14 protein-coding genes, 1 tRNA gene and 1 other annotated feature are annotated in these 14,629 nt (G+C 51.3%); of the genes, 4 read left to right on the plus strand and 11 right to left on the minus strand.

Annotated elements, in window-relative coordinates:
* Positions 1-313 precede the first annotated feature (313 nt).
* Positions 314-1,723 carry a hemolysin family protein gene (locus ACYVSB_RS01675; RefSeq protein WP_461218175.1) on the plus strand — a complete coding sequence of 470 codons (1,410 nt, stop codon included), beginning with the start codon at positions 314-316 and terminating at the stop codon, positions 1,721-1,723.
* Here the strand turns inward: ACYVSB_RS01675 and ACYVSB_RS01680 are convergent.
* Both ACYVSB_RS01680 and ACYVSB_RS01685 read right to left on the minus strand, forming a co-directional pair.
* A complete protein-coding gene (locus ACYVSB_RS01680) occupies positions 1,720-2,349 on the minus strand; it encodes a TMEM175 family protein (protein ID WP_461218176.1) in 630 nt (209 codons plus the stop codon). The two genes, ACYVSB_RS01675 and ACYVSB_RS01680, sit on opposite strands and share 4 nt — an antisense overlap.
* Before the next feature lie 159 nt (positions 2,350-2,508).
* Entirely contained in the window at positions 2,509-2,676 is a 168-nt protein-coding gene (locus tag ACYVSB_RS01685) for a hypothetical protein (RefSeq protein ID WP_461218177.1), read from the minus strand.
* Between the two features lie 298 nt (positions 2,677-2,974).
* Between ACYVSB_RS01685 and ACYVSB_RS01690 the strand changes: the two genes are divergently transcribed.
* Both ACYVSB_RS01690 and ACYVSB_RS01695 read left to right on the plus strand, forming a co-directional pair.
* Entirely contained in the window at positions 2,975-3,190 is a 216-nt protein-coding gene (locus ACYVSB_RS01690) for a hypothetical protein (RefSeq protein WP_461218178.1), read from the plus strand.
* A gap of 173 nt (positions 3,191-3,363) precedes the next feature.
* Positions 3,364-3,436: transfer RNA gene (locus tag ACYVSB_RS01695), tRNA-Ala, on the plus strand.
* A 61-nt stretch (positions 3,437-3,497) separates the two neighbouring features.
* On the opposite strand, the gene ACYVSB_RS01700 is transcribed toward ACYVSB_RS01695, so the two are convergent.
* From ACYVSB_RS01700 to ACYVSB_RS01740, 9 genes are all read right to left on the minus strand, one after another.
* Positions 3,498-4,331, minus strand: coding sequence for an energy-coupling factor transporter transmembrane component T family protein (locus ACYVSB_RS01700; RefSeq protein ID WP_461218179.1), 834 nt, complete (start codon positions 4,329-4,331; stop codon positions 3,498-3,500).
* The gene (locus ACYVSB_RS01705; protein ID WP_461218217.1) at positions 4,318-6,015 is read right to left on the minus strand and encodes an ABC transporter ATP-binding protein; all 1,698 of its coding nucleotides are present in this window, start codon (positions 6,013-6,015) and stop codon (positions 4,318-4,320) included. The genes ACYVSB_RS01700 and ACYVSB_RS01705 overlap by 14 nt, the downstream gene beginning before the upstream one ends.
* Before the next feature lie 15 nt (positions 6,016-6,030).
* A complete protein-coding gene (locus ACYVSB_RS01710) occupies positions 6,031-6,582 on the minus strand; it encodes an ECF-type riboflavin transporter substrate-binding protein (RefSeq protein ID WP_461218180.1) in 552 nt (183 codons plus the stop codon).
* Between the two features lie 82 nt (positions 6,583-6,664).
* Positions 6,665-7,510 (minus strand): SAM hydrolase/SAM-dependent halogenase family protein, encoded by an 846-nt coding sequence (locus ACYVSB_RS01715; RefSeq protein WP_461218181.1) that lies wholly within the window; start codon positions 7,508-7,510, stop codon positions 6,665-6,667.
* A gap of 120 nt (positions 7,511-7,630) precedes the next feature.
* Positions 7,631-7,881: a binding site (T-box leader), on the minus strand.
* A 310-nt stretch (positions 7,882-8,191) separates the two neighbouring features.
* Complete coding sequence (locus ACYVSB_RS01720) at positions 8,192-9,292, minus strand: cysteine desulfurase family protein (RefSeq protein ID WP_461218182.1); 1,101 nt, start codon at positions 9,290-9,292, stop codon at positions 8,192-8,194.
* An 11-nt stretch (positions 9,293-9,303) separates the two neighbouring features.
* On the minus strand, positions 9,304-10,401 hold the full coding sequence (gene nadA / locus ACYVSB_RS01725) for a quinolinate synthase NadA (RefSeq protein WP_461218183.1): 1,098 nt from the start codon (positions 10,399-10,401) through the stop codon (positions 9,304-9,306).
* Positions 10,398-11,240, minus strand: coding sequence for a carboxylating nicotinate-nucleotide diphosphorylase (gene nadC, locus ACYVSB_RS01730; protein WP_461218184.1), 843 nt, complete (start codon positions 11,238-11,240; stop codon positions 10,398-10,400). Before nadC ends, nadA begins: the two co-directional genes overlap by 4 nt.
* On the minus strand, positions 11,221-12,792 hold the full coding sequence (gene nadB, locus ACYVSB_RS01735) for an L-aspartate oxidase (protein ID WP_461218185.1): 1,572 nt from the start codon (positions 12,790-12,792) through the stop codon (positions 11,221-11,223). The genes nadC and nadB overlap by 20 nt, the downstream gene beginning before the upstream one ends.
* A 164-nt stretch (positions 12,793-12,956) precedes the next feature.
* A complete protein-coding gene (locus ACYVSB_RS01740; RefSeq protein WP_461218186.1) occupies positions 12,957-13,727 on the minus strand; it encodes an NUDIX hydrolase in 771 nt (256 codons plus the stop codon).
* A gap of 351 nt (positions 13,728-14,078) precedes the next feature.
* On the opposite strand from ACYVSB_RS01740, the gene ACYVSB_RS01745 reads away from it, so the two are divergent.
* The gene (locus ACYVSB_RS01745; protein ID WP_461218187.1) at positions 14,079-14,540 is read left to right on the plus strand and encodes a GtrA family protein; all 462 of its coding nucleotides are present in this window, start codon (positions 14,079-14,081) and stop codon (positions 14,538-14,540) included.
* The last annotated feature ends 89 nt before the right edge of the window (positions 14,541-14,629 follow it).

The raw sequence follows: 14,629 nt of genomic DNA on the forward strand, positions 1-14,629 counted from the left end.
ATCAATAGATCGTCTGCTTCTATTATAGCCTCCGTTATAACGCCAGGCAACCAAAACACGATGCCGGCGGGCAAAAATCATGCTTATAGCGCCATAACGCCGGCACGACCGACCCAGGATGTCCTTTTTTCCCGGAGGCGGATTCAGTTTCTGATGGCCTGACCCATGACAGCGCCGCAAAAAATGCTAGAATAGAGGTAAAGATAACAAAAACGTGATTGCTGCCAGTAGTCCGTTCGGCAAAAAAGCAACTGGCTATGCGACGGCATCACCGGCAAACAACATCATGATTTCATACTAGCGAGGCTTGATTTTGAACACAAATACAATTTCAACGAATCTATTGATCATTTTAATCACGTTTCTTGTCGCAGCGTTCTTCGTGGCGGCCGAGTTTGCTCTGGTTCAGACTAGGCCCAGCCAGGTCGAGGAACTTTTGGCGAAACACGAAGGCAATCAGCGTAAATTGACTCGCGCGTTACATATGGTCCAGCGCCTCAACGAGTACTTATCAACAACGCAGGTCGGAACTAGCCTGACAGGGATCATTTTAGGTTGGATCGGCGAAACCACTATTGAGCAGCTGTTGATCGATTTCCTTGGCTGGACCCATTTCGCCACCGGTAAGACCTTGAATATCTTAGGCGCCGTTATTGGGGTCGTTTTACTGACCTATTTAGAAGTCGTGCTCACCGAGATCGTGCCAAAGAACATTAGCATCGATATGCCGTTACGCGTTTTGATGGTGGTTGTAACGCCGCTTTACTGGTTCCACCTGATTTTCTACCCGTTTGTCTGGTTGTTGAATACTTCAGCCAGTGGCATCGTTCGACTCTTCGGGATGAAAGTCGCTTCAGAAGAAAATGAAGTCTTCTCCCAAGCGGAGATCCTTAACCTGTCCAAGATCGCTGTTTCCGGTGGCAGTCTGGACAAAAATGACTTGCTTTACATGGAACGAGCTTTCGAACTGAATGACCGGGTCGCTAAAGACATCATGACCGACCGCACCCAACTGACCGTTCTTGACGTGGGACAAACGGTACACGAAGCCCTGAACGTTTACTTATCCGAAGGGTATAGCCGGCTGTTGGTCACTCGCGACAATGACAAGGATAATTTAGTCGGTTATGTCTACGCCCACGATATCGTGCAACAAGACCAGAACGATGGCAGTCTGGGCATCAGCCGGATCTTACGCGCGCTGATCACCGTGCCTGAAAGCATGCCGATCCACGAAATCCTCGACCTAATGATCAAGAAGCAAACACCGATCGTGGTGGTTGTCGATGAATACGGCGGCACCAGCGGCATCGTGACCGATAAAGATATTTATGAAGAGCTTTTCGGTTCGGTCCACGATGAGATCGACGACGTCTCCGATGAATACATCATCAAACAGCCCGACGGTACCGTTAAAGTCAGTGGCAAAACCACCCTTTATGATTTCGAGCGCTACTTCCGCAATAAATTAGCCATTTTTCAAGAATCGGACATTATCACAGTCGGTGGTTTCTTCATGGAAAACTATCCCAATATTACCGTGGGTTCAGTCACAACGATCGGCCCCTTTGATTTCAAACTTCTGGAAATCGATCACGGCTTTATGAATTGGTTCAGTGTGACCCGCGCCACGCCAACAACGACAAGCGCTGATTCGGGTAATGATTTAGACACTGATTCAGGCAACGATCTCGACAACAACCGGGCTGATGACACTGACTAATCCCCAAGCGATTCCAATTGGCCCATTTGCCGACTAAGATGCAAGTAAGCAATAAAGTGGAAAATAATTCCTGCAGCCAGCAAGACGGCGCCCAGCCAAAGGGACCAGAATGTGGCGCCGATCGCCAATAAATAGATGCTAACACTCCGCAATGGATCAAACCGGATACCTCGAAATAATTCTGGTTTGATCCCTTTTTGTTGCAACGACGGGTGATCTTGCAAATAGCGATACAACACCGAGAAAGTAGCGGAAATAAACAATGCGACCAGATCGTAAACAATAAAGGCCGTTCGCAGATCCGCTGAATTTCCACTGGTTAGAGTAGTCGCGACCAGACTTGTCGGATAATCGATCAGGCTAACACTGAACAACAATAATAAATTCAGCAAGTTGATCCCGCGATCAAGGCGCCGCAGTAAACTGAAATAATCATGATGAAATAACCACAAAGTGCCCACATAGAAAAAAGAAAAACTATATGACAGCAGCAATGGCCATTGATGTAATAACGTGGACAGTAAATGGCCGTTCTGATAATCCGGCAGGCGAAATTCCAACACCAGAATCGTAATCAGAATAGCAAAAACACCATCACTAAACGCTTGAAATCGACTAACTTTCATTTTGACCCCCCTGATCCTGTGAAAACAAAGCCAGAACCTTACTTACTAAAAGTAACTAAAAAGATTATACTTGTTCTCCGGATTTGACGCAAGTCCTTTGGTTGCGATGAGTTACGTTTTGAAACTGATTAGGAATGACTGGTTTCTATTCTTGATCTTTCACTTAATTGCAGGTTTTGGTGGGTGTTGGTGGGGACGCAACCGCCTCAGGACGTTTGTCGTGGCTGGAACGCGGTGGGCGTCGTTTGAAGCCAATCCGCAAAGTGCGCGGCTTGTCTTCAAATCGAGCCTTGTCCTAAGCGGCAAAGCCGCCAAGGACAATTTCACCGCTGAGCCACACGTCCTGAGTCGGTTGCTAGGCAGCATTGAGCCTATCTGCAATTGAAGATGGGTATCTGACGAAGTGCTTTTGCAAGCAAGAGGTCAAAACAATCGCCCCTTTTTTGGTGGTACGGCGACATCGACTGATGCGGATTATAGCTGGTTGGTACAGTTTGCGTAAGCCAGAAATCTTTACCAGTTCCCTCTACAATCCTTGGTAGGATACCGACCGATTCAGCTGATTCATCAAGAACTTGCCTAAGTTCATCAGGCACACTTTACTGGTGTCACCAATTTAAAGCTTGTGACCACTAACCACGGTCGTCAATTGCGTGGTCCCACATCAATTGGCGATAGCTGGCTAATTGGCGTGAGTGCTCAAACGGCTGTTAAAACGTTGAGCGGCTGGAGCGGAGAAATTCGGGGTGAGATCGCCGTGAAATTGGTCTTAGTGGCTCTGCCACTTAGACCAAGGCTCAGCTTTGAGATTTTCGGCGCCCTTCCGAAAAGCTCAAAGTGACGCCCACAGCGAGCTCACCCCGAATTTCGCAGCGCAAGCTGCGGCCAACCTCCTTTTGCCAGGCTATTGCTCAGGAGCTACCCGGGTCGGTTCGCACTCTGAAATTTTGGGGCTAGTCAAGGGGGCTATTTTGCGGTAGAATAGAAATTGTTCTGAAACAAGTATCAGCTATTGGGTCTTTAGCTCAGCTGGGAGAGCGCCTGCTTCGCATGTAGGAGGTCAGCGGTTCGAGTCCGCCAAGATCCATTGAATCGAAAACGTTAAAACAGGAGCTGCCGCGGCAGCTCCTGTTTTTTTATAATGTGGATCATTGAAAAGGATTATAAAAGCGGCCGTGGTCTAAAACCAAAAGCACAACCCCGCCAAGACAAAGCACAACAACCACGGCTAAGGCGATGTAATCAGCGGTTCGGAGGGGCTTGGCAATCAACCAGGTCCGGCCTTTTTTCTTGCCGAAACGGCGCAATTCCATGGCCGCCGAAATTGTTTCAATGCGATCAAGACTGGCAAAAATCAAAGGAATCGCAATGGTCAAATTACCGCGGACGCGCTGAAACAAGGGCGCCTTGCCTGACAATTCGTTGCCGCGCGCCTGTTGCGCCTTGGCAATCGTTCTAAAATCCCCTTGAATATCTGGGATATAGCGCAAGGCCAACGAGATCGCGTAGGCGAACTTGTAGGAAACCCCAATGCGGTTGATACTGGAAGCCAACTCACTAGGGTTGGTGGTCAATAAGAAAATCAACCCCGGCGGAATCGTTACGAAATACTTGATCAGCAAGTTGGCCTCATAAAACAACTGCTCCTGGGTCAAAGTATAGCGACCAATTCCATTGAAGATCACATGACGAGTGCCGTATATGGTCACCCCATATTCCGGAGCGAACAGATAAACGGCCAACAAGTTCAACGCGGAAAAGAAGGCGATGAATTTGAGCACGACGACGATCTCACGATAACGGATCCGCGCCACCCGGAAAATAAGCAATGAGAACAACGCCATCGTGAGCAGAAAACGCGTATCATAGGAAATCATCCCAATGACTGATAGCAACAGAAAACTTAAGAGTTTGGTTAGACCACTAAGGCGATGGATCGGGGTCTTTTTCGCTTGATAGCCAAGCAGACTATTCGCTTCCATGGGTCACCTCCGCTTGTTCCTGTTGAATAAACGCGGCCACAAAACCGCTGGCGTCACTGATCCGATTGTTTTCCGCCAAGCGATAAAGACTTGTTTCCCGCAAACTGGCCGACTTGACCAGGCTGGCTGAGGACAGGACCGCCGCGGGCGCCTCGTCCGCCAATAAACGGCCGTCCGTCAACACCAAGGTCCGCTGCGTATTCTCCAACATTAAATGCATATCGTGCGTGATCATCAAAATCGTGATTCCTTGCTGATTCAATTGGCGTAAGAAGGCCATCATCTCACTGTAATGGCGATAATCCTGGCCGGCGGTCGGTTCATCCAGAATCAACAACTCTGGTTCTAAGACCAAGATCGCGGCGATCGCCACCCGCCGTTTTTGCCCGTAACTCAACGCGGAAATGGGCCAATTACGAAACTCATAGAGGCCACAGATCCGCAAGGTCGCCCAGACTCGCGGCTCGATTTGATCCGGCGCCACTCCGCGGTTCTGCAGGCCTAGCGCCACTTCGTCAAAAATCATATTTTTAGACAACATTTGATTGCTGTTCTGCAACACGTAGCCGATTTTGTCGGCGCGTTCCTTAATACTATCGCCCAAGAGCGACTCGCCCCGCCACAAAATATCGCCACTTTGCGGCTGATAAAAACCGGTGATCAAATTAGACAGGGTTGATTTGCCAGCGCCGTTTTGACCTACCAGACTGACCATTTCGCCTTGGTTAACAGTCAAATCGATTTGTTTGATCACGGGTTCGTCGGGGTCAAAGCCAAACGTCACCTGGCGCAGGGTCAACAAGGGCGTTGGGTGTTGCGCCGCCGCCTGGAATTGACCTTGCAATGGTGCTAAGGCCTGGGTGATTTCTGGCGCTACCAGCTGATCCACCTGGGTTAAATCGGGAAACTGATCCAGATCGATCCCGGCCCGCTTCAGCGCGGTGATATACAAAGGTTCCCGAATCCCATAGCGGGTCAACAAATCGCTACGCAACAATGCGGTCGGCGTCAAATCAGCGACGATCTGACCTTCATCCAACAAGATCACGCGATCGATCGGCGCCGCCAGCACTTCCTCCAAGCGGTGTTCAATAATAATGGTGGTAAACTTTTGTGAGCGATACAATTGATCGATCATTTGGATGGCGTCGTAACCTGTTTGCGGATCCAAATTGGCCAAGGGTTCGTCAAAAAGTAAAATCGGCGTTTCGTCGATCAGGACTCCGGCCATGGTCACGCGTTGCTTTTGTCCGCCAGACAGTTCTTGCGGATGGTGCTGCAAATGACGGGTCAGCTCCGTCCGTTGCGCCCAATAATCCACAGCTTGGCGCATCTCCGGTTGAGCGATCATTTCATTTTCCAAGGAAAAAGCAATATCCTCAGCGACGGTCAAACCGACAAACTGACTATCAGTATCTTGTAAAACGGTGCCCGCATCCAGCGAAAGGTCGTAGATCGACGCCTGGCCAAAAACCTGACCATTAACAGTCAGACTGCCGGTGGCGGTGCCCGGTTCATCTTGGGGAATCAAGCCATTGAGGCACTTGCCCAAGGTTGACTTGCCTGAACCGCTGGCGCCCATGATCAGGACCTTCTCACCTTGCTGAATGCTCAAGTTCAAATGGCGTAAGGTGGGCTCGGCCTGACTATCATATTTGAAACTGAAATCGTGAAACTCGATCATTTTCGTCATCTATTCCTACACTTCTTTATTCAAACTGCCTTTGCGCGTTTTCGTCTGCGCATAAGCCTTCAACAGAATCGCCCCGATCACCCCGGTCACGATCGCGTTGGTCAGCCCGGCGACAACCCCTTGGGTGAAGGCTTTGTTCGGCGCCTCGGCGTATATCAGAATATCCCCTACCGGCGCGAGCACTATCCAAGTCACCAAGTTAGCGATGGTTTCGCCGACCAAGAAGACAATCAATTCTTTTTTACCAAAAACACCTTGGTCAATGGGAATCCGCTTGGCCAACAGTCCAAAGAGGACCCCGAGAATTCCTGAAGCCAAGATCCAAGACCACCAGGCACCATAGGTCGTCAAGTCGCCTAGCGCGTGCCCGATGAATCCCGCCAGTCCGGCGACGATTGGGCCATAAACAACTCCTAGCAATGCCAAAAACGGATAGGCAGTGGCGATATCCGTATTGGGAATCCCCGTCGGAATCGTCACAAAGCGTTTCAGAATGAAGAAAACCGCCGCCCCGATCCCAATTGCCACAATATGTTTCACTGTAAATTTCTTACTCATTGGTCTACCTCCAAAGTCTTGTCCCCAGTAGGTCATTCCTACCACCGATATGCCATTTTTGCCACAGGCGCCACCAGGTTGACTAGTTCACCGAACGGGTAAGCTCGATGGTCCAATCATTGCCCGTGCCGATTTGATAGGTGGTCGCGAAGGAACCAAGATTGATCCCCAACCCCACATTCAACAGCGAGTTGATATACAACACCGCCTTTTCCGCGGGAACTTGGGCAAATGAGCGGCCAAAGATGACTTGATCGTGATAGCGCACCACGCCTTGATAGTAAATACTCACGGATAAACTTTCGCCATACGCGACAGCCCATTTTTTGAAAAAATCTGCGGGAATATTGGTCCATAACGACCCGAAACGAACGTCGGTAATGTCGATGGTGCCCCGAATCGTGGTCTCCGTTTGCTGCGGCGCCTCCAAGGGAAAGGTCACCAATTCCGCCACTGGTAGTTCCGGCCCTAATTCGGCGAAATCAACCTTACCACAAGCTAAGCGCGCCCCGTTATAAACATAAACATCACGGCCGTGGAAGGTATGACTGGCCGAAGAACCAGCCAAGCGCTGCGTCGCCTGGTCGATTTGACGAACCGCCTTGATCCCCACATACTTGGCCAAATAAGTCAACGTTCCATTATCAGGTGTGATGATGTACTGACCATCAGCCAGCTCAGCGACCACGGAACGGCGCGTTGACCCCACACCTGGATCCACCACTGAGACGAAAACCGTGCCTGCCGGCCAATAACTAGCTGTTTGCCATAATCGGTAGCTCGCGTCGTGAATATTATAAGGTTCGATCTCATGCGTCAGATCATTAATGACCAAAGAAGGCTCGACCTGATAAGCTACCCCGTACATCGCACTGACCGCGCCATCCTGTAAACCGAAATCTGTTTGAATCACTAAAAAATTTGCCACTGCTGGTCCACCCCTATTTCTTTGTTTAAGCGTTCAACGCTTACCGTTAATTGTTCACGCGACATCTCCCCAAGTGTCTAGCGCCGCGCGGGCAAGAAAAATGCCCTCAGCAAAAAAATTGCCAAGGGCATCCAACCTGCGTTACCACCTTTACTTATGAGATTCTCACGAACCTCACCTCGTTCAGTACCCAAAAACTTCTTGCGCCTTGGAGACTGTGCCCTGTTAACGGTGGGCTACCGTATCTCCCTGATTGTTCGGAAAATCCGCTCAAAAACCATTTTCAAATCACAACCTCAGATCCAGTTTCACCGGCTCTGGACTCTCTGTGCTGAAGGCCATGAAGCTACTTCTTTTCTCAACGCGTTTATGATGATTGATATCTAAAATAGCATAATAACGGGACAAAGTCAATTATTTGTCGAAATAAATAGCCAACTTTTTTTGCTGTGAATTTAGCAAAGAAAGTTGGCTATGATAGGATCGTCTACTTTCAGTGGTCAGTTTCACCGGTAAGTCAGCAAGTAAGAAACAGACTTTTTTGGCAATGTAACCGATAAAGTTCGGGTTATCAGTTAAACCTCATTCGGCTTTTCCCTTCATTGAACAACCACCACTCATGTCGAAGCTTGCTGGTGAACGCTAACTTCAACGGATTAGTCCGGCTAGCTGAACAGCCTCTTAACATGCTAGGGTCGCCAAGGCGGCCACCAGCTGATCGATCTCGGCCGTGGAGTTTTCCGGGCCGAAAGAAACTCTTAAGAACCTATCCGCCTCCGCTGCTGAATAACCTAAGGCGCGCAAGGTCGGATCCGGGCGCGGGTCTTTCAAACTACAGGCGCTAACGGTGGACAAATAAATGCCCTGCTGGCCCAGAATCGTGGCGACTTCTTGGCCAGGATGATGAGGTAATAAGAAACCGCAAATGCCTGGGAATTCCGCTGTCGGGGCAACCGGGGTAAACGCAGCGGGCAAATGCGTCAGAAAATATTCCTTCAACCGTGTCAGTTGGCGGTACGCCGCGGGCTGGTCTTGGCAATTGATGGCTAATGCGGCCACCATACTGACGATGGCGGGCGTGTCTAACGTCCCTGGTAAGAATCCATGTTGCTGGAAGACCGGATGGAATGGTCCGCTCGCTAAAGCAGTCGGGGCCAAATACAAGAGCCCACAGCCTTTAGGTCCATTAAATTTATGCGCGCTGGCACTGAAGCCGGCCACCTGCGTTAGCTCCAGCGGTAATTTACCCACCGCTTGCACCGCGTCAACAAACAAGGGAACGCCGGCCGCTTGTGCCACCGCGGCCAAGGCTGGTAGCGGCTGACAGATCCCTGTGATTGGGTTGGTCGCCTGGATCACGATCAAACCTGTCTCTGGCGTTAAGGCCGCGGTCAAACTGGCCGGCGTAACATGACCGGCAGCATCCACAGGCAGTCGCTGGATTTGGTAAGCCTCATGAGCGCTTAAATAGTCTAGGATCTGATAAACCGAAGCGTGCTCCAGGGGACTGACCAGAATTTGCTTTTTCTTGGTGCCATGGGCCAGGCTGGTAATGCCCAAGTGATTGGCCTGAGTGCCCCCACTGGTGAAAATCAAACCCTCACCACTAACGCTTAATAATTGCCCCAGCTGTTGTTGCGCTTCTTGAATGAGTTGCCCAGCCGCCGTGCCCGCCTGGTGCAAGCTTTCACTATTGGCGTAGAAATCTTGCGCGACCCGTTGGTAAACTGTCAACGCGGCCGAACTCATCGCCGTGGTCGCGGCGTGATCGAAGTAAATCATCGTTTTCCCTCCTAAACACTTAAGGTCAACATCCGGTCCAGCGCTTGCTTCGCCCAAAAAGCGGTCTGCGCGTCAACCTTGATCACGTTGCCCTCGTGACCAGCGGCAACCTGATCCAGCGCCCAGGCCAAGTGCGGTAGATCGATCCGGTTCATTAAAATACACGAGCAGGAGAACGGATTTAAAAACATAATTTTCTTCTCGGGATATTGTTTGATCAGCCGGCCAACCAAGTTATTGTCGGTACCGACGGCGATCCGGGACCCGCGGGGCGCCGCTTCAATATACTTGATGATGGCCGCAGTTGAGCCAAATTCATCCGCCGCCGCGACCACTTGGTGGGCGCACTCCGGATGAACGATCACTTTGATTTCCGGATATTGCGCCCGCAACGCTGTGATCTGGCTAACCTTGAACTGTTGGTGCACCGAACAGTAGCCATCCCAAAGAATCACCCGGACTTGTTGCGGCGCCGCGGCCTGCAAGCGATTCTCTTGGGCCAGCCACAACCCCAGCTCGGTGGGCGCTAAGCCTAATTGCAAGGCGGTATTGCGCCCCAAATGCTGATCTGGCAAGAACAATAAACGCTTCGCCTGCCGCAAAGCCCAGGCGACGATTTTCGGCGCGTTGCTGGACGTGACCACGACACCGCCATGTTGGCCCACAAAGGCTTTGATCGCCGCGGTGGAATTCACGTAGGTGATCGGTAAGATTTCTTCACCGTAGCTAGCGGTCAAGGCTTGCCAGCAATGCGCCAACTGGTACGAATTGGCCATGTCAGCCATGGAACAGCCCGCCATCGGATCAGGCAACAGCACGTCTTGATCCGCCCCGGTCAAAATATCCGCCGTTTCCGCCATAAAATGAACGCCACAGAAAACAATTTTCTTCGCGTCATGATTTTCAGCGGCGATTTGGGCTAATTTCAACGAATCACCTCGGGCGTCAGCGAATTGAACAACCTCATCCTTCTGATAATGGTGGGCGACTAGAAACAGATCCTTGCCAAATTCGGCCTTGATTTGGCGGATCCGCTGGATCTGGTCAGCCGGATCTTCATCATAGTACTGGTTAAAAGCCACCTTATCGGCTAAACTGGTCAAAATCATGATTTCACCGCCTCTGTAAACACACAACTGATGTCCACCGGCCGAACGTCATTGGTCAAATAACCCAGGGAAATGAAATCAACGCCTGCGCCGCGATAATCCGCTAAATTCGCCAGTGTAACGCCGCCAGAAACCTCGGTCAAAATGCCCGCTGGCACCAACTGGGCCCACTTCCGCGCTGTCACTGGGGTTTGATTATCGAACATGATCACATCGGCGCCGGCGGCAATGGCCGCTTGTAACTCCGCTAGCGTTTCGACCTCGACTTCCACCCGCAGTAAGGGACCTGCCACAGCTTGGGCTTGAGCGATCGCCGCCGCGACCCCACCGGCCGCCGCCAAGTGATTGTCCTTGAGCATCACACCCTGATCGAGGCCTAGGCGATGATTCACCCCGCCACCAACGGTCACCGCGTATTTGTCGAAGATTCGTAGCCCCGGCATGGTTTTGCGAGTATCGGCGATGCGAATCCGATCATCGCCTAGCGCGCTGACCGCCGCCTGGGTTGCCGTGGCAATCCCACTCATTCGCTGCAACAAGTTCAAGCTGACCCGCTCGCCGGCCAAAATCGTCGCCGCGGAGCCGTGGACTTCCCCAATCTTGGTACCCGGGATCACGGCAGCGCCTTCAGGAACCAATTGTTGGTAGGCGGCCGTCTCCCGCCCTAATAAATCGAAAATCCGTTGGGGCAGGTCTTGTCCACAAATCACCCCCGCTTGTTTCGCGACCAAATAACCACTAACTTGCCGCGAACCCCAAAACTGGCCGCTGACATCGCCAAAGCCCAAGTCTTCATCCAGAAATTCGCGTAACCGTTGCTCAACTTGCACAGGATTCATCTTTCCGTGCCTCCTTCCAATGATGGGCCCCTAAACTTTGTCGTTGCGCCAAGGCCGCCTGGGCGATTGCTCGAGCGCACAAACATAGATTAGCGATGGTATTTTGCGCTGGGCTCAAGTCTTCCGGCGCGACGGTCTCGGCGTTGAACTGGTCCAACCAACGCAAGAAACCATGCAATTGGTGGTGGGTCCGCTCGATGCCTAAGTTGCTCCAAGCTTGCTCTTGTAACTGACCCAAGGAAGGTAACTTGATGGTCGGCTGCTGATTGGGCGTCCCGGCTGCTGTTGCGTCAGTAGCAATTGGCGCGTTGACATCTGACCATTCACCCCAGTCCGCTTCTCGGCAAGTCCGTTCAATATCCTGCGCCGCTTTGGCCCCACTAACCAAACAATCCAATAAAGAATTGCTGGCCAAGCGATTGGCGCCGTGCACGCCGTTACAGGCAACCTCGCCAATGGCCCACAACCCAGGCATTGATGTGCGCCCGGTCAAATCCGCCTGAATGCCACCCATCATAAAGTGCGCGCCGGGCTGGATCGGGATCAATTTTGTTTGCCGAAACGGGACTTGATGCGCGTCTAAATTAGCCGTCACCCCGATAAAATGCTGCTCGAAATCCGCGACCGCACTGATATCAAGGAAGGTTTGATGACCGCGCGCCCGCCAAACCGTTAACTGTCGGGCGACCACATCACGAGGCGCCAGATCCTGTTGGGGCACTTGGGCCATGATCCGCGTTCCCGCCTCATCAACCAAAACCGCTCCAGCGCCGCGAATCGCCTCGGTGATCAGGCCGTAACATTTCCCTTGCAACGACAATAGTGTCGGATGAAATTGCACAAAGGCCATATCCGTTAACGTCACGCCCGCGCGTAACGCCAAGGCCATTCCATCTCCAGTAACAGTGGCGTCATTGGTGGTAAAGTCGTATAAATTGCCTAACCCGCCCGTCGCCAAAACCACCGCGTCACCGTTGATTTGGCTCAAGGCACCGGTCTGATCACGCGCCAGCACACCAATACAGCGGCCTTCACGCTGGCAAAGCCGTACCACCGCGGTCTCCTCCCGCCATTGGATCGCGGTTGTTAGCTGTCCCTGGACAAAGCTGGTAACCGCCGCCCCAGTTTGATCACCATCTGCGTGAACAACTCGCGCCCGCTGATGGGCCCCTTCCAAGCCAAAAGCCAGCGCCCCGGTCGCGGTGTGGTCAAATTGCATACCGCTTTTGATCAATTGTCGCACTTCAACCGGACCATCACTGACCAACTGGGCCACCGCGGCTTTGCGGTTATGGTAATCCCCAGCGGCTAAGGTATCTTGCTCGTGTTGTTGCGGCGAATCTCCCGGATCCAACGCCACCGCGATCCCCCCTTGGGCCAACATCGAATTGCTTTGCGCCCGCGTGCCCTTGGTCACCATGATCACCTGACACCTGCTTTGTAACTGCGCCGCTAAATAGCAGCCCGCCAACCCGGCCCCCACGACAATGACCCGTGGTTTGACCAGGGATGCGGGTGAACCAATCTGATTAGATTGCTTTACTTGACTCATTTCTAACTCATTTCCTTTACCGATTTTCGTCCCTACTTCGGTTTCCAATGATTAAGATAAAACCATTCAAACAATAAAGTATTTTTTACTTTTATTTCGTTAATAAAAAAGTACTTAATACTTTTATTAGACTAAAGCTACCATACACCACTTGCGCTGAAAATTCAATCTTGAACGCTGGCCAAGCGAAATAACTTGGCTGGCCGTCCGATCGACCGGTTGCTGACGGTGCCCACTTCCACAAACAAGTGCTGATGGGTCTTCTTGAAATTGGAGTTATCGATTGCTGCCACCGGCACGCCCAGGAAGGCGGCATAAACGGTGCGCGCCGCCTTCAGCGTAAAGCTCTCGCCCAAGACTAACAAAATATTCGGCTGATAATCCAATTTATTCTTGATTCGCGCGCAAGCGACTGCCAAGATCCATTCGTGGTCAAAAGCCAAATGTGTCGCCGGCTCAGGTAAATGTAGCTGTTGATAATAACGCTCCGCGCTGGCTGCGGCGGCCGTGATAAAGTTTAAATCACCATAACGTAGCTGAAACTGCGCCTGTTGCACCGAAAACGTAAACCATTGCGCCGCCAACGCCCCATAACCCGCTCGTAACGGCGGCATCTCCGGCAAAAAGGTCATGTAAGCCAACGACAGAGCCCGCGCGCCTTCTGACCGCCGCTGATCCGTAAAGGTCGCCAATTGCTCCGTATGAAAAGCCGCCAAGTTCAGGCCGATTTTCTCTTTGATCAAACGCAGGGCCGCTTCATCCGCGCTTTCATTAGCCCGCATAAATGTTTCCGGTAAAGCCCAGCGACCCGCGTCCGGCTCACTGGCCCGTTGCACCAGCAGTAATTGCAACTGTCCGGTCGCCCGATCGAAACTCCAAATAATATTGGTGATCGTAATCAGCGGCTGTTCCAAAATCATTGCTGTATCCACCATCAGCTTCACACTCCATGCATCCATTTTAGCAGATTGCCGCTAAAGCACAAAATTTTCCCACCGACGTCACAGCAAGGTCATGGTGTTCACAGAATCTTCCCCTGGTGATACTGCAAAAGCAAGTTGTCAATGTTATACTTAGCAATGTTACGACTGATAATTGCGCGACCACCGAAGAGCTACTAGCGTAATTGCGTCATCGCTCTTCGATGTAGTGAAAGCGATGCGCTCAGAGTAATGTGATCAATGCAACGCGTTCAAAGCGGCCGCTAGTCAATGAATTGGTTGCTAACTTAGTCCGACCGCAGCAAATATCGTTTCATCAACATCAACAAGGACAGTGATTCCGTCATGAAAAAAGATAATCTGCTTACCCGCCTCTTAAAAATCAAAATCGTCCAACAGTTCATCAAATTTGGCTTAGTGGGCGCCTTAAACACGCTTTTGACCCTGGCAATCTACTATCTAACTTACCGCCAAATCGGGCCGTCATTGGCTAACGGGTTAGGCTTCCTATTAACTTCGATCCTCGGCATCTACCTGAACTTTAAGTTTGTTTTCAAGGCTGAACATTTCAGCGCCTGGACCTTGTTCAAATACTATGCGACCTATGGCGTTTCCATGCTGATCAGCATGTATGTGCCCCACCTTTGGGTCAACGTTTGGGGGTTGGACGCGCGCATCGCCCCGCTAATTTCGCTATTGATCACGATTCCATTCAACTTTGTCTTTATGCGCCTCTGGGTCTTCCCTAGTAAAAAAACCACCGTTGCCGCAGACACCGCTCAGAAATCGCAGCAACCAAAAAACTGACACTTGTCGCCACGCTTGCCCCCAAACGTGGCGATTTTTTTATTTCCAGCGTTGCCACATCGTCGTCACAAAAAGGACGCATTCATCGG

The organism is Lapidilactobacillus salsurivasis, assembly GCF_054785215.1.

Coding starts and splice junctions, on each gene's coding strand:
- nadC (WP_461218184.1), bottom strand. CDS start 11,240: ATGAATCCTGTGCAAGTTGAGCAACGGTTACGCGAATTTCTGGATGAA.
- ACYVSB_RS01720 (WP_461218182.1), bottom strand. CDS start 9,292: ATGATTTACTTCGATCACGCCGCGACCACGGCGATGAGTTCGGCCGCG.
- nadB (WP_461218185.1), bottom strand. CDS start 12,792: ATGAGTCAAGTAAAGCAATCTAATCAGATTGGTTCACCCGCATCCCTG.
- ACYVSB_RS01745 (WP_461218187.1), top strand. CDS start 14,079: ATGAAAAAAGATAATCTGCTTACCCGCCTCTTAAAAATCAAAATCGTC.
- ACYVSB_RS01710 (WP_461218180.1), bottom strand. CDS start 6,582: ATGAGTAAGAAATTTACAGTGAAACATATTGTGGCAATTGGGATCGGG.
- ACYVSB_RS01680 (WP_461218176.1), bottom strand. CDS start 2,349: ATGAAAGTTAGTCGATTTCAAGCGTTTAGTGATGGTGTTTTTGCTATT.
- ACYVSB_RS01705 (WP_461218217.1), bottom strand. CDS start 6,015: ATGATCGAGTTTCACGATTTCAGTTTCAAATATGATAGTCAGGCCGAG.
- ACYVSB_RS01700 (WP_461218179.1), bottom strand. CDS start 4,331: ATGGAAGCGAATAGTCTGCTTGGCTATCAAGCGAAAAAGACCCCGATC.
- nadA (WP_461218183.1), bottom strand. CDS start 10,401: ATGATTTTGACCAGTTTAGCCGATAAGGTGGCTTTTAACCAGTACTAT.
- ACYVSB_RS01740 (WP_461218186.1), bottom strand. CDS start 13,727: ATGGTGGATACAGCAATGATTTTGGAACAGCCGCTGATTACGATCACC.